This window comes from Streptomyces sp. RGM 3693 (assembly GCF_050471125.1).
GTDB lineage: Bacteria > Actinomycetota > Actinomycetes > Streptomycetales > Streptomycetaceae > Streptomyces.
This window is the reverse complement of record NZ_JBMPPQ010000003.1, coordinates 200,054-218,454: the sequence shown is the minus strand read 5'-3', so window position 1 is coordinate 218,454 and position 18,401 is coordinate 200,054. Positions and strand designations below refer to the sequence as shown.

Below are 18,401 nucleotides of genomic sequence, written 5' to 3'. Positions count from 1 at the left end.
CGCCGGTGCTCCGCCCGTACGAGAGGAACCAGAAGTGACCCTTGCGCGTGACACCGACCCCGCCCAGGACCCGAGCACCGCGCACATCCGGCACCTGCACCAACTGCTGCACCACCACGCCCAGCACCGGCCCAACGCCCCGGCCATCCTCGCGCCCCACCAGCCCACCCTGACGTATCGAGACCTGCGCCGGCAGGCCGACCGCACCGCACGCGCACTGGCCGCGGCCGGCATCGGCCGCGGCGACCGGGTCGCCGTCGCACTGCCCCACGGACCCCAGGCCGCCACCGCGCTCGTGACCGTGGCCTGCACCGCCGTGGTCGCCCCCCTCGACCCCACCGGCAAAGCCCGCGAATTCGACACCTTCTTCACCGACATGGACGCCCGCGCAGTCATCGTCCAGCACGGCGCCGACACCATGGCGGCCGCAGTCGCCCGAGCACAAGGCCGCACCCTCCTCCACCTCCTCCCCACCCCGCACGGCGCAGCCGGCGCATTCGACCTCACCCCCGACCCCGACCCCGGCCCTGACACCCCCACCACCCCCACGGCCCCCCGCAACGACACCCGCCCCCACCACGACCCCGCAACCGACATCGCCTTCTTGATGCACACCTCAGGCACCACCGGCCGACCCAAACTCGTCCCCCAAACCCACACCGTCGTCTGCACCTCCGCCCGCAACATCGCCACCAGCCTGCGCCTGGAAGACACCGACCGCTGCCTGAACGTCCTGCCGCTCTTCCACGGACACGGCCTGATGAGCCCCCTGATGGCGACCCTGTGGGCCGGCGCCAGCGTCGTATGCCCCCAAGGCTTCGACGCCACCGCCTTCCCCGACTGGCTGACCTCCTTCACCCCCACCTGGTACACCGCCGTCCCCGCCATCCACCAGGCAATCGTCGGCGCCCTGAGCGCCCACCCCGACGCCCTACAACGCCCCCTGCGCTTCGTCCGCTCCGCCTCGGCCCCCCTACCATCCCCACTGCGCCAGGCACTCGAACGCGCCGTCCAGGCACCGGTCATCGACTCCTACGGCATGACCGAAGCGTGCTCCATCGTCACCAGCAACCCGCTGCCCCCCGCCGCACGAAAACCCCACTCGGTCGGAGTGTCCATCGGCAACGAGATCGCCATACGCGGCGAGAACGGCGACCTCCTGCCCCCGGGCGAAAACGGCGAAATCATGCTCCGCGGCGCCACCGTCATCGACGGCTACGACCACAACCCCACCGCCGACGCGGCCGCCTTCACCGACGGCTGGCTCCGCACGGGGGACCGGGGCCACCTCGACGAGGACGGCTTCCTCTTCCTCACCGGCCGCATCAAGGAGATCATCAACCGCGGCGGCACGAAGATCTCCCCCATAGAGGTGGAAGAGGCCCTCCTGGCCCACCCCGCAATCGCCGAAGCCGCCGCCTTCCCCCTCCCACACGCCACCCTCGGCGAAGAAGTGGCAGCCGCCATCGTCCTCACCACCCCCACACACGACGACGCACTCAAGGAATTCCTCACCACCCGCCTCACCGAGACGAAAATCCCCCGACACCTCTTCCGCCTCCCGGCCCTACCCCGCACCACCACAGGCAAGATCCAACGCACCGAGCTGGCCACCCACCTCGCACCACCACCAAAGACCCACCCCAGCGCCCCCACCACGACACTGCAGACCCGCATCGCCACCATCTGGTGCGAACTCCTCGGCCTCGAACAGGTCGGCATCCACGAGCACTTCTTCGACCTGGGAGGCAACTCCTTGCTCATCCGACAGGTCCAAGTCCGCCTCCACGACACCCTGGGCACCGACGTGCCCGTCGTGGAACTCTTCGCCCACCCCACCATCGACGCCCTCAGCCACCACCTGGCCCACACCCACCACCGCACCGAACCGGACCAAGCCCGCAACCTGGCCGAAGGAAACCAACGCCTAGCGCAACAACTCCACCAGCGCCGCCGGCAGGACACCGACATATGAACACCGGACTGGAAATCGCCATCGTCGGCATGGCCTGCCGCTACCCCGGCGCCGAGAACGTCGACCAATTCTGGAAAAACCTACGCGACGGCGTCGAATCCCTCACCCACTTCGACACCCACACCCTGACCCAAGCCGGAGTACCCCCAGCCCTCCTCAACGCCCCCGACTACGTCAAAACCCGAGGAATCCTGCACGACCCAGCCCTGTTCGACGCGGAGTTCTTCCAGATCACCCCCCGCGAAGCCGAACTCATCGACCCCCAACACCGCATCTTCCTGGAATGCGCCTGGGAAGCCCTGGAAGACAGCGGATACGCCTCCCACCACCGCCCCGACGCCACCGGCATCTTCGCCGGCGCCTACGAGAACACCTACCTCCGCCACCTCCAAGCCCACCCCCACCTGACCGAGACGGCCGGCTGGCTACTGACCCACCTCAGCAACGAGCCCGACTACCTGGCCACCCGCACCTCCTACAAACTGGACCTACGCGGCCCCTCCGTGAGCGTCCACACCGCCTGCTCCACCTCCCTGGTCGCCGTCCACCTCGCCGGACAAGCACTGCTCAGCGGCAACTGCGACCTCGCCCTGGCCGGCGGCAGCACCGTACGAGCCAACCAACGCGAGGGCTACCGCTACGAACCCGAAGGCATCCTGTCTCCCGACGGACACTGCCGCTCCTTCGACGCCCAAGCCCAAGGCACCGTCAGCTCCAGCGGCGTCGGCATCGTCGTCCTCAAACGCCTCCAAGACGCCCTCGCCGACCGGGACACCATCCACGCAGTCATCAAAGGCTCCGCCATCAACAACGACGGCGCAGCCAAAGTCGGCTTCAGCGCCCCCAGCGTGACCGGCCAAGCCCGCGCCATCCGCGCCGCCCACCTCATGGCCGACATCGACCCCGCAACCATCACCTACGTCGAAGCCCACGGCAGCGCCACCGCACTGGGCGACCCCATCGAAGTCGAAGGACTCACCCGCGCCTTCCGCGCCGGCACCGACCGAACAGGCCACTGCGCCCTGGGCTCCGTCAAATCCAACATCGGCCACACCCACGCCGCCGCCGGAGTCGCCGGCCTGATCAAAACCACCCTGGCCCTACGCCACCAGCACATCCCACCCAGCCTCCACTACCACCAACCCAACCCCGACATCGACTTCACCCACTCGCCCTTCCACGTCACCACCGAACTCACCAGCTGGAAGACCGACGGCACCCCCCGCCGGGCCGGCGTCAGCTCCTTTGGGACCGGCGGCACCAACGCCCACGCCGTACTGGAAGAAGCCCCCACCCAACCCCCCACCCCCTCCGACCGACCCTGGCACCTCCTACTGCTCTCCGGCCGAACCGAAGCCGCCCTGGAAACCGCCACCGACCGCCTGGCAACCCACCTGAACCAACACCCCCACCAACAACCCGCGGACATCGCCTACACCCTCCAAGCCGGCCGCAAGCACTTCACCCACCGCCAGGCACTGGTCTACCGCGACGCCGCCGACGCCGCCGACGCACTCACCACCCGCGACCCCCGCAGACTGCTGCGACAACACACCGACCAAAACCACACCCGACCCGTGGCCTTCATGTTCTCCGGCCTGGGCGACCAATACCCACACCTGGCACACGACCTCTACCAGTGCGAACCGGTCTTCCGCCGAGAAATCGACCGCTGCGCCACCCTGTTCCAACCCCACCTCGACATCGACCTGCGCACCCTGCTCTACCCCGACGAACAACCCCCCCACCCCACCACCCCGGACGGCGCCGGGATCGACCTGCGAAGGATGCTCGGCCGCACCACCCCACAACCCCCCCAGGCCGAACGACTCCACCACACCCGCTACGCCCAACCCGTCACGTTCATGGTCGAGTGGGCCCTGGCACACCTATGGATGGACTGGGGAATCCGCCCCCAGGCCCTGATCGGCTACAGCATCGGCGAATGGGTGGCCGCCTGCCTCGCTGAGGTCCTCTCCCTCGAAGACGCCACCTTCCTCGTCGCCCACCGCGCAACCCTCATCGACCGCCTCGACGGCGGAGCGATGCTGGCCGTCTCCCTGCCCGAAGCCGACGCCCGCACCCTCGACGACCGCCTCAGCATCGCCGCCCTCAACGGCCCCGCCCTGACCGTCCTGGCCGGCCCCACCGACGCCGTCGCCGAGACCGAAGAACGCCTCACCCGCGACCAGGTGGCCTGCCGCCGCCTCAAGACCACCCACGCCTTCCACTCCCACATGATGGAACCGGCCCGGGACCACTTCGTAGAACTCACCCGCACCATCACCCTGCACCCGCCCCGCCTGCCCTACCTCTCCAACGTCACCGGAACCTGGATCACCGACGCCCAGGCCACCGACCCGACCTACTGGGCCCGCCACATGTGCCAGACCGTCCGCTTCGCCAGCGGAATCCAGGAACTGTGGCAAGCCACCGACCGCATCCTGCTGGAAATCGGCCCCGGACAGGCATACAGCAGCCTCGCCCTGCAACTGCTACCCGACGACGCCCACACCAGCCGCATATCCCTCTCCTCGCTGCCCGCCGCCCACGACAACCAAAGCGCCGCCCACTTCCTCCTGGGCACCCTCGGCCGCCTGTGGCTGGCCGGCCTCGAACCCCACTGGGACCGCGTCCACGCCGGCCAGACCCCCGGGCGGGTCCCCCTGCCCACCTACCCCTTCCAACGCCAGCGCTACTGGATCGAACCGACCCCCACCCTCCAACCCCAACCCCAGGCACAGCAACCGGCGCCCACCGGGCCGCTGAGCAAACGCCCCGACATCGCCGACTGGTTCTCCCTCCCCGCCTGGACCTCCACCGCGCCACCCGCCCCCGTCAACGACGAGGAACTCGCCCACAACCCGCAGCGCTGGCTCCTGTTCCTCGACGACCTCGGCGTCGGCGAACGCCTCGCCCACAGACTGCGCCGCACCGGCCACCACGTGACCACCGTCGCCCCAGCAGACCGCTTCGCCCACCACACCGACGGGCACTTCACCCTCACCCCCGACCGACGCGAGGACTACCACGCCCTCCTGACGGCACTGGGCCAACACGACCGCCTACCCCACACCGTCGCCCACCTGTGGACCGTCACGGCCGACACCCCCCAACAACTGACCCGGGACCGGTTCGACGCCCTCCAACGCCGCGGCTTCCACAGCCTGCTCGCCCTCACCCAAGCCTGGGGCGCCCTCGGCACCGACGACCCCCTCCACCTGGCCGTGGTCTCCAACGGACTACGACACATCACCGACGACGAGCCCCTCAACCCCGAGAAGGCCACCCTCGCCGGCCCCTGCCTCGTCGCACCCCAGGAACACCCCCACCTCACCACCCAGAGCATCGACATCGGCCCCGCCACCCCCCACCTCCACCTCCCCGACCCCGCCCTGGACCGCCTCCTGACCGAACTCGTCCGCCGCCCCACCACCGACCCGATCGTCGCCCACCGCGGACGCACCCGCTTCACCCCCCACTGGAAACCCCTGCGCATCGACCACCCCGAACACCGCCCACCACGCCTGCGCGACCACGGCGTCTACCTGATCACCGGCGGCCTCGGCGGCATCGGACTGACCCTGGCCGCACACCTGGCCCGCACCGCACACGCCCGCCTCGTCCTGGTCTCACGCTCCGCACTCCCCGCCGAAAACCACTGGGACCACTGGCTCACCACCCACGACGCACACGACACCACCGCCACCAAAATCCGCAAAATCACCGCCCTGAAGGAACTCGGCGCCCAAGTCCTGGTGCTCCGCGCCGACGTAGCCGACGAAACCCAGATGCGCACCGCCCTGACCACCGCCCAGGACCACTTCGGCCCACTGAACGGCGTCATCCACGCCGCAGGCGTACCCGGCGCCGGCCTCATACAACTCAAAAAACCCCACGCCGCAGACACCGTCCTGGCACCCAAAACCCACGGCACACTGGTCCTGGACACCCTCCTGCACCACGCACCACTGGACTTCCTCCTGCTGTGCTCCTCCACCATCGCCTTCAGCGGCGGACTGGGCCAGGTGGACTACTGCAGCGCCAACGCCTTCCTCGACGCCTACGCCCAGTACCGGTCCGCAGCCGACGGGCCCTACACACTGGCAGTCAACTGGGACGCCTGGCAGGAAGTCGGCATGGCCGTCAACACCGTCGGCCCCACCCCCCGACCCCGCACCCTGGACCACCCCCTGCTCCACACCTGCCTGGCCGACACCCCCACCCACGCCGTGTACGCCACGCAATTGACCAGCCCCCAGGACTGGCTCGTCGACGAACACCGCATGCTCGGCCACCCCGTCATCCCCGGCACCGCCTACCTGGAAATGGCGCGCGCCGCCGTAGCCGACCAAGGCCACGGCCAACTGGTCAGATTCGAGGACGTCCTCTTCCTCGCCCCCGTCGTCCTGGACCAGGACGGGACCTGCGAAGTCCACCTCATCCTGGAGAAACACCACGACGCCTACCAGTTCTCCGTCGCCAGCTCCACACACCGCCCAGGCACCCACGACACCCACTGGACCGAACACGTCACCGGACGCGTCCGCCCCACACCCCAACCGGACGACGACGCACCCCGCCCCACCACCGAACTGATCGACCACCACGCCCTGCACGACGCCGGCGACCTCACCCACAACGGACCGATGACCTTCGGACCCCGCTCGCCAAGCATCGAGCGCGCCTGGGTGGGGGAGGGACACGCCGTGGCCCAACTCGCCGTACCCGAGCCCTACACCGACGAGGTCACCGCACTGGGCCTGCACCCCTTCCTCCTCGACATCGCCACCGGATTCGCCAGCCTCTACCTCGAACGCGACTACCTCATGCCCCTGCGCTACCGCGCAATCGACCTGTACGCCCCCCTCCCACCACGGATCTTCAGCTCCCTGACCTACCGCGCCCACCAGGAAGGAACCCCACGCGAGACCCTCTCCTTCGACGTGACCCTCTTCGACGAAGCCGGCCACGTCCTGCTGACGGCCGAGGACTTCGTCATGAAGAAGGCCCGCGCCCTGAACACGAAACTGATCGCCCTGCGCGACGGCACCTCCGAGGAAGTCAACGCCTTCACCTACCCCCAACTACCAGGCACCGGCCGCCAGGAGAACGCCTTCCTCACCCACCTGGAAACCGGCATCCTCCCCGCAGAAGGCGTTGACGCCCTCGAACGCGCCCTGGCCCGCGACCTGTCACCACAAGTAGCCATCGCCACCAAAGACCTCACCGCCCTCATGCACAACGTCGGCGCACTCCCACCCCCCTCCGCCGACCCCACCCCCCACACACCGGCCCGCACTCACGCCCGACCCCCCCTGCCCACCCCCTACGTCGCCCCCACCACCCCGACACAAACGCAACTCGCCGACCTGTGGCGCGACCACATCGGCGTCGAACCCGTCGGCATCCACGACAACTTCTACGACCTGGGCGGCCACTCACTGCTCGGCATCAAACTGGTCAACCGCCTGCGCGAGACCTTCCACGTCCAGATCACCCTCCACACCCTCTTCGACAACCTCACCGTCGCCGCACTCGCCGACGCCATCACCGCCCAACTACCCAAGCCCGAGCACACATGACGCCCACCCCACCACCGCACGCACACACCCACCGCCGGACACCGGCGCACCGCACACCACCGCACACACACCGGGCCGACACCCTCCTCGTCGACCCCTTCGAACACCACAGGAGGCAAACATGAGCCGGGTCGGGGTGATCGGCGCGGGTGTCATGGGCGGGGGAGTGGCCCAGAACCTGACGACCGCCGGACACGAAGTGGTACTGATCGACGTCAGCAAAGACGTCCTGGACGCCGCCGCCACCCGCATACGCACCGAACTCCGCGCAAGCCGCCTGGTCGGAGCCGGCAAAGACACCATCGACGCCGACCAGGCACTGCGCGCGATCACCTTCACCACCGACTACGCCGACCTCGGCGACGTCAGCTTCGTGATCGAGAACGTCACCGAGAGCTGGGACATCAAACAACAGGTGTACCCGGTCCTGGACACCGTCTGCCCCGCACCCTGCATCTTCGCGGCCAACACCTCCGCCATCCCCATCACCCGCCTCGCCGCACTGACCAACCGAGCCCCCCAGGTACTGGGCATCCACTTCATGAACCCGGTCCCAAGAAAACCCGTCGTCGAACTGATCCCCGGCCACCACACCTCACCACAGGCGGTACACACCGCACAGGAACTGCTGGCCACCATGGGCAAGAGAGCGATCGTCGTCAACGACTCGCCCGGCTTCGTCTCCAACCGCGTCCTGATGCTCACCATCAACGAAGCCGCGTTCCTCGTCCACGAGAACGTCGCCACCGCCGAACAGGTCGACGACGTCTTCACCTCCTGCTTCGGCCACACCATGGGCCCGCTCGCCACCGCGGACCTGATCGGCCTCGACACCATCTTGCGCAGCATCGAAGTCCTCCACGACAGCTTCAACGACAGCAAGTACCGCCCCTGCCCCCTGCTCAAGAAAATGGTCGACGCCGGACTGCACGGCCGCAAAACCCAGCAGGGGTTCTTCCCCTACGGACCCCACGGATGGGAGGACTGACAGATGATCGAGATCCGCTCCGACCTCGCGAAGTTCCTGGCCGGCAACTTCCCGAACCTGAAGATCTCCGACGACGAGGACCTCTTCGCCGGCGGCATCGCCAACTCCCTGTTCACCATCCAGCTGATCATGTTCATCGAAAAACGGTTCAGCGTGCAGATCCCCAACGACGACCTCGAACTCGACAACTTCCGCTCCATCGCCACCATGACCAAACTGGTCGAGCGACTGACCGGAACACCGTCGGATGACTGAACTGCCACCCGACACCAAGACCTTCCGCGCCCTCATCGACGCCGAGATCGCCCCGCACGCCGACCGCTTCGACCGCCAAGAACACCTCCCTCCCCACGTCCTGGCCCGCCTGGGGGAGTGGGGCTGGTGGGGAGCGATCCTCCCCACCGACGTCGGCGGCACCGGCATGAACATGGTGACCCTCGGCGCCCTGCACGAAGAAGTCGGCCGCGGCTGCTCCTCGGTACGCAGCCTGCTCACCGTGCACTCCATGGTGGCCTACGCCCTCACCCACTGGGGCAACACACACCAACAACAACGCTGGCTACCGCAGTTGGCAACCGGCCAAGCCATCGGCGCGTTCTGCCTGACCGAACCAGAAGGCGGCAGCGACGCCGCCCACCTCACCACCACCGCCACCCGCCGCACCGGCGGCTACACACTCCACGGACGCAAGCGATGGATCACCGGCGGCCGCCTCGCCACCCTCTTCCTGGTCTTCGCCCGCACCGAACGCGGCGTGACCGCCTTCCTCGTCGAACGCGACACCCCCGGCGTCACCACCCGCCCCGTCACCGGCATGCTGGGCACCAGAGCCAGCATGCTCGCCGAAGTCGACTTCCACGACTGCCACCTTGACGCCGACGCCCTCCTGGGCCCCGAAGGCTTCGCCCTGCCCACCGTCCTCACCGGCGTCCTCGACATCGGCAGATACAGCGTCGCCTGCGGCTGCGTCGGCATCCTCCAAGCCTGCACGGAGGCCAGCGCCACCTACGCCACCAGACAAGGCAACCGCCCCCACCCCCTGGCCGACCACCAACTCGTCCGCCAGATGCTCACCCAGATGGTCACCGACACCAAAGCCGCCCGCCTGCTGTGCCAAGAAGCCGGACACCTCAAAGACCGCAACGACCCCGACACCATCATGGCCACCTGGATCGCCAAGTACTTCGCCTCCACCGCCGCCACCCGAGCCGCCACCGACGCCGTCCAGCTCCACGGCGCCGCCGGCTGCTCCGCCGACCACCCCGTACAGCGCTACTACCGCGACGCCAAAGTCATGGAAATCATCGAGGGCAGCACCCAGATCCAACAGATCCACATCGCCGAGGAGGCGTGGAAATGGACAGCCCGATGACGGGCCCCGCAACGCCCGGCGGCCGACGCGACACCCCTCGCGACACCCCCCGCCGCGGCCGCGTCAAATGCGTGGTCTGGGACCTGGACGAAACCCTGTGGGACGGCGTCCTCCTCGAAGACCCCCACGTCACCCCCCGACCCCACCTCATCGAACTCCTCGACACCCTCGACGCACGAGGCATCCTGCAATCGGTCGCCAGCAAAAACGACCACGCCACCACCATGGCCAAACTCACCCAGCTCGGACTGGCCGCATACTTCCTCCACCCCCAGATCAACTGGAACCCCAAGTCCACCTCGATCGAAGAAATCGCCGGCGCGCTCAACATCGGCGTGGACTCCCTCGCCTTCGTCGACGACCAGCCCTTCGAACGAGAAGAAGTAGCCTTCCACCACCCACAAGTCCTGTGCGTGGACGCCAAAGAGATCGCCACCGCCGCAGCCGAATGGGAAGAATTCCAGCCAAGGTTCATCACCGACGAGTCACGCAACCGGCGCTCGATGTACCAAAGCGGCATCACCCGCGACCAGGCCGAGAAAGAAGCAACGGCCACCGGCGAGGACTTCCTGGCAACCCTCGGCATGGTCTTCACCATCACCCCGGCCGCACCAGAGGACCTCCAACGCGCCGAAGAACTGACGGTCCGCACCCATCAGCTCAATTCCACCGGGAAGACCTACTCCTACGAGGAACTCAAGGTACTGTGCGAGTCGCCTGATCACCTGTTGCTCGTCGCCGAACTCCAAGACCGCTTCGGCTCGTACGGGAAGATCGGCCTGGCGTTGATCGAGACCGGCACAACGGTCTGGAGGCTGCGGTTGCTGTTGATGTCCTGCCGCGTCATGTCACGCGGCGTCGGCGCGGTGCTCCTGCACCACATCATGACCCTGGCCCGGGACAACGGGGCACAACTCCAGGCGGAATTCGTCGAGACCGGCCGCAACCGCGTGATGTTCGTGACGTACCGCTTCGCAGGCTTCCGCGAAATCGACCACCACGCGGACACCACACTCCTGCAAGCCGACCTGACCCGCATCCAACCCCCACCCACCCACCTCACCGTGATAACAACACAACCCTGAACCACCGGCCGGCCCCACCACGCCCAGGCACCACCACAACACCCCCTTCCCACCAACACTCCTCAACCCAGGTGGAGCACACCGACATGGCAACCTTCGTCCTCGTGCACGGTGCCTGGAGCGGCGCACACGACTTCCGCCGCGTCCGCCGCCCCCTACAAGACGCCGGCCACGAGGTCTTCACACCCAGCCTCACCGGCGTCGGCGAACGCGTACACCTGGCAAGCCCCCAGGTCGGCCTGACCACCCACATCGCCGACGTCGTCAACTGCATCCGCTACGAAGACCTCCACGACATCGTGCTGCTCGGCTTCTCCTACGGCGGCTGCGTGATCACCGGCGCACTGCAGTACATCGCCGACCGCGTCCAACACCTCGTCTACCTCGACGCCTTCGTCCCCGCCGACGGCGAAGCGGCCGGCATCCCCGGCGGCCTCAGCAGCCCCCGCATCACCGACCTGGGCGAGAGCTGGCTCCTGCCCCCGCCCCTGCGCACATTCGAGGACCCCGAAGTCGGGGCCTGGGCCACCGCACGACGCACCCCCCAACCCCTGGGCACCTTCACCGAACCCGTGCACCTGCCCCGCCCACTGGAGGACTACCCCTTCACCCGCACCTACATCAAAGCCACCGGAGAACCCCGCCCCGAGCCCGCCGGCCCCTTTTGGACCGCCGCCGACCGCGTCGCTACATCCCCCGACTGGCGCTACCGGGAAATCCCCACCAACCACATGATCCCCAGCAACCGCCCCGACGAACTCGCCGCACTCCTCCTGGAACTGACCTGACACCACACGCTGCCTGACACCACACGGCCCTGCGCCCCGCCCCACAGGAGAGGACCCCAACATGCCTTGGATCTGCCTGACCTGCGGAAACCACGACTACCACGAAGGCGACCAACCCCCGGCCGTCTGCGCCATCTGCGCCGACGACCGCCAGTGGGTCCCCGCAGGCGGACAGCGCTGGTCCACCCTCGACCGCCTCAAGACCGACGGCTACCACAGCCACGTACGCGAAGTGGAACCCGGCCTCATCGGCGTGGGCGCCGAGCCCGTGATCGGCATCGGCCAACGCGGACTACTCCTGCACACCAACGAAGGCAACATCCTGTGGGACCCGTCCCCCTACCTCGACGACGCCGCCATCCAAGCCGTACAGCGCGCCGGCGGCCTGCGCGCCATCAGCGCCAGCCACCCCCACTTCTACGGCGCGATCGTGGCCTGGAGCCAAGCCTTCGACGCACAGATCCTGCTCCCCCAAGCAGACATCCACTGGCTTTCCCACCCCACCTCCACCGAACCCCAGGTCACCACCTGGGAGGGCACCCTCCCGCTGTCCGACGGCGTCACCCTCGTCCAGTGCGGCGGCCACTTCCCCGGCAGCTCCGTCCTGCACTGGGCCGCCGGAGCCGAAGGCCGGGGCGTCCTGCTCACCGGCGACACCATCAACATCTCCCCGGGCGAAGACCGCGTGGCCTTCCTCTACAGCGCCCCCAACCGCCTGCCCCTGCCCGAACAAGGCGTCCACCGCGTCGTCGAAGCCGTCCGGCCCTACCCCTTCGACCGGCTCTACGGCCACTGGTGGGAACCGGCCATCCGCCACGACGCCCAAAAAGTCCTCCAGGACTCCACCGACCACTACCTCACCTTCATGCGCGGCACCGCACCCTCCTGGATCGCCGATGCCAACTGACCACCCCCAGGCAAGAACACGCCCCTACGTGCTGATCAGCGCCGCGATGTCCCTCGACGGATACCTGGACGACACCAGCAACCAGCGCCTACGCCTGTCCAACCCCGACGACTTCGACCGCGTCGATGCCGTCCGCGCCGACTGCGACGCCATCCTCGTCGGCGCCACCACCGTCCGCCGCGACAACCCCCGCCTCCTGATCGGCTCACCCACCCGAAGAGCCCACCGCCTGGCCCAAGGACGCCCCGCACACCCAACGAAGATCACCCTCACCACCAAGGGCCTCGACCCCTCCCTGGCCTTCTTCACCACCGCAGGAGACAAAATCGTCTACTGCCCCCAACCAGCCCTGCCCACCCTGGAGAAGGAACTCGCCGACGTCGCGGACGTCACCGCAGCCGGCGACCCCCTGGACCTCGGCCTGATCCTCGACGACCTCGCAGGCCGCGGCATCCGCACCCTCATGGTCGAAGGCGGCGGAACGCTCCTCACCCAGTTCCTCACCCAAGACCTCGTCGACGAAATCCACCTCGCCATCGCCCCGTTCTTCGTCGGCGAAGCCGCCGCCCCACGCTTCGTAGGCCGCGGCACCTTCCCCCAGAACGCCACCCACCGCATGCACGTCGCCGAAGTCAGACAAATAGGAGACGTCGCGCTCGTGCGCTACCTCGCCGGGCGCAGAGGATGACCCCCATGACTAGCCCGCCCACCCGGCCGACACCGCAGGACCGGCACTGGCTCACCGAGGCGATCGCACTGTCCCGACTCTGCCCACCCTCACCCACCGCCTTCTGCGTCGGCGCCGTCATCGTCGACCACCACGGCAAGGAAATGGCACGCGGCTACTCCCGCGAAGCCGACGCCCACGTACACGCCGAAGAAGCCGCACTGGCCAAACTCGCCCCCCACGCCCCCCAACTGGCCAACGCCACCCTCTACACCTCCCTGGAACCCTGCGGCCTGCGCAAGTCACGCCCCGCAACCTGCGCCGGCCTGATCGTCGCCGCCGGCATCACCCGCGTCGTCTTCGCCTGGCGCGAGCCGCCCCTGTTCGTCACCGCCCGCCAAGGCGCCCACCTCCTGACCGCCGCAGGCGTCACCGTCATCGAAATCCCCGACCTGGCCCCCGCAGCCCGAGCAGCCAACACCTACCTCCCCGGCATCGACCCCTGACCACCCACACCCAACCGGAACGGGCACAAGCCACACCACCGGCGACGCCCCCCGCCCACCAACGCCGGCCGCCACCCCACCACCCAGAAGCGCACCCCATGCTCACCACCACAGCACTGACCCCCGGAACCTGGCCACGACAACTGCCCCTACCCACCACCAAAGACCAGCCCCACCTCTGGCACCTCACCACCCCTCACCCCACCGCGCTCACCACCACCCACCACCAGATCCTCGACCCCACCGAACGACACCAAGCAACCTCACTACGCAGGCCCGAAGACCGCACCACCTACCTCACCGCCCACGTGAGCCTGCGCATGCTCCTGGCCGCCTACCTAGGCGCCGACCCCGCCCACCTCCCGCTCTACCGGATGCCCTGCACCTCCTGCAAAGGCCCCCACGGACGCCCCGCCCTTATCGGGCACCCCCTGCACTTCTCCCTCTCCCACACCACCGGACTCTGCGTCCTGGCCTTCGCCGCAACCACCGTCGGCATCGACGTGGAACCCCTGGCCACCCCCGCCGTGGCCGACGAGGTCGCAGCCGCCCTGCACCCCCGAGAAACCGCCGAACTGCGCGCCCTGACCCCACCCCACCGCGCCACGGCCTTCACCCACACCTGGACCCGCAAAGAAGCCCTCCTCAAAGCCCTGGGCACCGGACTCAACCGCAGACCCTCCCAGGACTACGTGGGCACCGGCGAGCAGCCCCTGGCGCCCCCGGGCTGGACCATCAGCGACGTCACCGTGCCGGACACCACCTACGCAGCGGCCGTGGCCCTGCGCACCCCAACCAGCCCGCCCCCACCGTGACCTGCCGATCCCCGACACGCTCCCACCCGGCATCGCCCAGGCCCGCTCAACCAGCAGCCCGGTTCCCCGTGCCGGACTGCGCCAGGAGCCGCCGGAGCCAGCGGGTACGGGCATCGCGTGCGTCCTGGCTGAGGGCCGCCCGCGGCGCCAAACCGTCGAAGCCGTGGTAGGCACCGGGCCATACATGCAGTTCAGCCTGCCCGCCGGCCTGCCAGATCGCGTTCGCATAAGCCACGGCCTCGTCCCGGAACATCTCGGCCGACCCGACCTCGACATAGGCCGGAGGAAGACCGGAAAGGTCCGTGGCACGGGAAGGGGCCGCGTAGGGAGGCAGGTCCGCGGCACCGTAGCGGTCACCCAACAACGCCTTCCACGCGGTCGCGTTGGAGGTGAGGTCCCACACGCCCAGGCCCGTCATCTGATGACTGGAGAAGGTGCTGCCGCGGTCGTCGAGCATCGGGCACAGCAGCAGCTGCCCCAGCGCCCCGGGACCGCCGCGGTCACGGGCCAGCAGAGCCAGGGCCGCGGCGAGCCCGGCGCCCGCACTCTTGCCTCCGACGATGATGCGGTCCACATCGATGCCCAGTTCGGCCGCGTGCCCGGCCGCCCAGACCAGCCCGGCGTAGCAGTCCTCCAGCGGTCCCGGGTACTGCGCCCGCGGCGCCAACCGGTACTCGACCGAGACGACAGCCAGCTCCAGCGGGAGGGCCCACTCGCGAAGGATCCGCGGAAGCACGGACCACGCGTTGCCCATGACCATGGCGCCTCCGTGCAGGTAATACAGCAGCGGCAGCGGCCCGACGAGCCCGGCCGGCCGCGCGCTCACCAGCGTGACGTCCGGAGCGCCCACCGGCCCCGGCACACACCACTGCGTCACCTCGAAGCGGCCGTCAGCGCGAAGGTCCTCGGCCGTCGGCCTGGGCCGGGTCGCGGCATCCCGCTCCTGCCGGGCCTGAAGATTCTCCGGGGTGACCGGCTCCCTCGACTCCCTACTCAACGCCGCCAGTACAACGCCCAGTTCGGGGTCGAAGGGGGGCGCGGGCACTGCCTTCGGTATCGGGACACGGCCGGACTCCGACGGCACGCGGCGGACACTCATGACCCACCCCCCGGTCCGACAGCGGGAAACCACCCGGCATCCCCGCTGGAACGGCTCGGCTGCACACACATCCACCCGGGGAACACTCGCCTGGGACCCATACGGCGTAGCCAACCACACCCGGCAGCGGCACCGCTGCCCCACCACAGACAAGACCACGGCCAACACCCCCACCAGCACCTGACCATCGGATCCAACCACCGGGGTCAATCCCTTTCGCGCTTCATTCCGTATAGGTGAGTGAGGGATGGACGGGGGACAGCAGGAAGGGGCGAGCATGGGAATCTTCGCGAACCTCACACCCGCGCTGGGCCGTAGCGGTCGTGACCGCTCGGGCAGGCACGGGGACGGACGTGACCACGACGGCCGTGGGCGCGAGGGACGGGACCACGACCGGGACCGCGACCGGGACCGGGACCGGGACCGTGACCGTGACCGGGACCGTGGAGGGAGGTACTGACACGCCTCGGATGTGTCAGCGGCCGGGCTTCGGCCCGGCCGCACCAGTTGGTGAGGCGACATGAGCAGCGCGCGGCCGAACGCTCCCTCCCACGGCGAGACCCCAGGCAACGGCGCGGGCAAGCAGGGCACGCGCCCTTCCGCGACGAGTCGCCTCGCCAGGACGGCGCGGTGGTTGCTGCCCGTCACCGACGACCCCACCGACGCGGACGCCCTCGTCCGGGCCGCCCCACCGGTGGCCCTGCGCGACGTCTTCCGGCGCTTTTGGCCGTACACCCGCGGCGGCCGGCGCTGGCTGGTGGTGATCTTGGCCTTCGTCGTGCTGGGCCCCGTCGTCGACGCAGCCGAGATCCTGCTTTTCAAGATCGTCATAGACGCCATGCTCGTCCCGCGCGACCTGCACCTCTTCCTACCGATCGCCCTCGCCTACCTGGGGTTCACACTCTTCGCCGGAGCTCTCGCCTTCGCCGACGACGTGACCTCCACATGGGTCAGCGAACGGTTCCTCCTGACCCTGCGGTCCGATCTGTTTCGCCACGTCGAAGGGCTGTCACTCGGGTTCTTCGAACGGCGGCGGCTCGGCGACGTGCTCTCTCGGGTAACCGGTGACGTCGACGCGGTCGAGACGTTCCTGCTCTCCGGCATCGTGAACGCGATCGCGCAGGTCATGAGAGTGGGCATCTTCCTCGGCGTGCTGTTCTTCCTGCGGTGGGACCTGACGGTCCTCGCCCTCGTCATCGCCCCGCTGTTCTGGTTCACCGCCCGGCGCTTTTCCCGACGGGTGAAGGCCGCATCACGGGAGCGACGGCGCCGCAGCGGCTCGATCAGCGCGATCACCGAAGAGACCCTGGGCAACATCGCCCTCGTCCAGGCGTACAACCGACAGCGCTGGGAGCACGGCAGGTTCGAACGGGAGAGCGTTGGCAGGTTCCGGGCCGTCATGGCATCCGCCCGCCTCGGCGCCGTCTACACCACGATCGTCGACCTCATCGAACTGGCCGGCGCACTGCTCGTGATGGGCCTGGGCACCTGGGAACTGACACGCGGCCACCTCACCCTGGGCGGCCTGATGGTCTTCCTCACCCTGCTGAGCAGGCTCTACGGCCCCCTCCGCGGCATCGCCGGCCTCAGCAACACCTTCTACTCGGCCTCCGCCGCCGCAGAGCGGATCATCGAACTGCTCGACCAACGGCCCCAAGTCATCCAGACCCCAGCCCCCCGCAAGCTCGGCCGTGCCCACGGCGAGATCGAGTTCGACCACGTCTCCTTCCACTACCCAGGAACCACCCAACCAGCCCTCGCAGACGTCTCGTTCACCGTGGCACCCGGCCAGACACTGGCCCTGGTGGGCGCCAGCGGCGCCGGCAAGTCGACCGCCGCCAAGCTCCTGCTGCGCTTCTACGACCCCGACCACGGAACCATCCGCCTCGACGGAAACGACCTACGCGACCTGCGACTGGAAGACCTACGCGACAACGTCGCCCTGCTGCTCCAAGAGACCCTCGTCCTCCACGGCACCGTGCGCGACAACATCGCCTACGGCCGCCCGGACGCCAGCGACCAAGCCATCGTCGCAGCCGCCCACGCCGCAGACGCACACACCTTCATCAGCCAACTCCCCGAAGGCTACGACACCGTAGTGGGCCAACGCGGCCGACTGCTCTCCGGCGGACAACGCCAGCGTCTGGCCATCGCCCGCGCCGTGATCCGCAACGCGCCCCTGCTCATCCTCGACGAACCAACCACCGGCCTCGACGCCGCATCAGGCCGCCGCATCCTGCAACCACTACGCCTCCTGATGAGCGGGCGCACGACGATCCTCATCTCCCACAACCTGCTCACCGTCCGCGACGCCACCCAGATCCTGCTCCTCGACCACGGCCGCACCGCCGACCGCGGCACCCACCACCAGTTGCTCACCCACAGCGCAGCGTATGCAGGGCTCTACCACCCGCACCGGCCCGCCGACACCTCACCGCCCGGGGCTCCGCCATGAGCCGCACACCAGCCGTCCAGGCCCGGGCTGGTTCGACCGTTCCGTCACGCTCGGTGCACGGGCGACCGCAGCCATGGCAGGCGGTGGCGCCGAGGGAGAATGGGGGAGTGGTCTTCCGTAACCGCCAGGCAATCCCTTGGCCGGGGCGGACCGTATACA

At 68.7% G+C, this 18,401-nt stretch carries 13 protein-coding genes; 12 read left to right on the top strand and 1 reads right to left on the bottom strand.

The window, feature by feature from the left end:
• Window positions 1-34 precede the first annotated feature (34 nt).
• The 11 genes from ACO0M4_RS29635 (at window position 35) to ACO0M4_RS29585 (ending at window position 14,688) form a co-directional block, all read left to right on the top strand.
• A complete protein-coding gene (locus ACO0M4_RS29635) occupies window positions 35-1,975 on the top strand; it encodes a non-ribosomal peptide synthetase (protein WP_430374157.1) in 1,941 nt (646 codons plus the stop codon).
• On the top strand, window positions 1,972-7,560 hold the full coding sequence (locus ACO0M4_RS29630) for an SDR family NAD(P)-dependent oxidoreductase (RefSeq protein ID WP_430374156.1): 5,589 nt from the start codon (window positions 1,972-1,974) through the stop codon (window positions 7,558-7,560). Before ACO0M4_RS29635 ends, ACO0M4_RS29630 begins: the two co-directional genes overlap by 4 nt.
• Before the next feature lie 121 nt (window positions 7,561-7,681).
• The gene (locus tag ACO0M4_RS29625) at window positions 7,682-8,548 is read left to right on the top strand and encodes a 3-hydroxyacyl-CoA dehydrogenase family protein (protein WP_430374155.1); all 867 of its coding nucleotides are present in this window, start codon (window positions 7,682-7,684) and stop codon (window positions 8,546-8,548) included.
• A gap of 3 nt (window positions 8,549-8,551) precedes the next feature.
• Window positions 8,552-8,803 (top strand): phosphopantetheine-binding protein, encoded by a 252-nt coding sequence (locus ACO0M4_RS29620; RefSeq protein WP_430374154.1) that lies wholly within the window; start codon window positions 8,552-8,554, stop codon window positions 8,801-8,803.
• The gene (locus ACO0M4_RS29615) at window positions 8,796-9,920 is read left to right on the top strand and encodes an acyl-CoA dehydrogenase family protein (protein ID WP_430374153.1); all 1,125 of its coding nucleotides are present in this window, start codon (window positions 8,796-8,798) and stop codon (window positions 9,918-9,920) included. The genes ACO0M4_RS29620 and ACO0M4_RS29615 overlap by 8 nt, the downstream gene beginning before the upstream one ends.
• On the top strand, window positions 9,905-11,005 hold the full coding sequence (locus tag ACO0M4_RS29610; protein ID WP_430374152.1) for an HAD-IIIC family phosphatase: 1,101 nt from the start codon (window positions 9,905-9,907) through the stop codon (window positions 11,003-11,005). The genes ACO0M4_RS29615 and ACO0M4_RS29610 overlap by 16 nt, the downstream gene beginning before the upstream one ends.
• 86 nt (window positions 11,006-11,091) lie before the next feature.
• Window positions 11,092-11,793, top strand: coding sequence for an alpha/beta fold hydrolase (locus tag ACO0M4_RS29605; protein ID WP_430374151.1), 702 nt, complete (start codon window positions 11,092-11,094; stop codon window positions 11,791-11,793).
• 61 nt (window positions 11,794-11,854) lie between these two features.
• Window positions 11,855-12,700, top strand: coding sequence for an MBL fold metallo-hydrolase (locus ACO0M4_RS29600; RefSeq protein WP_430374150.1), 846 nt, complete (start codon window positions 11,855-11,857; stop codon window positions 12,698-12,700).
• Window positions 12,690-13,388, top strand: coding sequence for a RibD family protein (locus tag ACO0M4_RS29595; RefSeq protein WP_430374149.1), 699 nt, complete (start codon window positions 12,690-12,692; stop codon window positions 13,386-13,388). The genes ACO0M4_RS29600 and ACO0M4_RS29595 overlap by 11 nt, the downstream gene beginning before the upstream one ends.
• Before the next feature lie 5 nt (window positions 13,389-13,393).
• Window positions 13,394-13,873, top strand: coding sequence for a deaminase (locus ACO0M4_RS29590; protein WP_430374148.1), 480 nt, complete (start codon window positions 13,394-13,396; stop codon window positions 13,871-13,873).
• A 98-nt stretch (window positions 13,874-13,971) separates the two neighbouring features.
• Window positions 13,972-14,688 carry a 4'-phosphopantetheinyl transferase family protein gene (locus tag ACO0M4_RS29585; protein WP_430374147.1) on the top strand — a complete coding sequence of 239 codons (717 nt, stop codon included), beginning with the start codon at window positions 13,972-13,974 and terminating at the stop codon, window positions 14,686-14,688.
• Between the two features lie 46 nt (window positions 14,689-14,734).
• Here ACO0M4_RS29585 and ACO0M4_RS29580 read toward each other — a convergent pair whose 3' ends face one another.
• Window positions 14,735-15,787 (bottom strand): alpha/beta hydrolase, encoded by a 1,053-nt coding sequence (locus tag ACO0M4_RS29580; RefSeq protein WP_430374146.1) that lies wholly within the window; start codon window positions 15,785-15,787, stop codon window positions 14,735-14,737.
• A 520-nt stretch (window positions 15,788-16,307) separates the two neighbouring features.
• Here ACO0M4_RS29580 and ACO0M4_RS29575 point away from each other — a divergent pair.
• Entirely contained in the window at window positions 16,308-18,242 is a 1,935-nt protein-coding gene (locus ACO0M4_RS29575) for an ABC transporter ATP-binding protein (RefSeq protein ID WP_430374145.1), read from the top strand.
• Window positions 18,243-18,401: the final 159 nt, after the last annotated feature.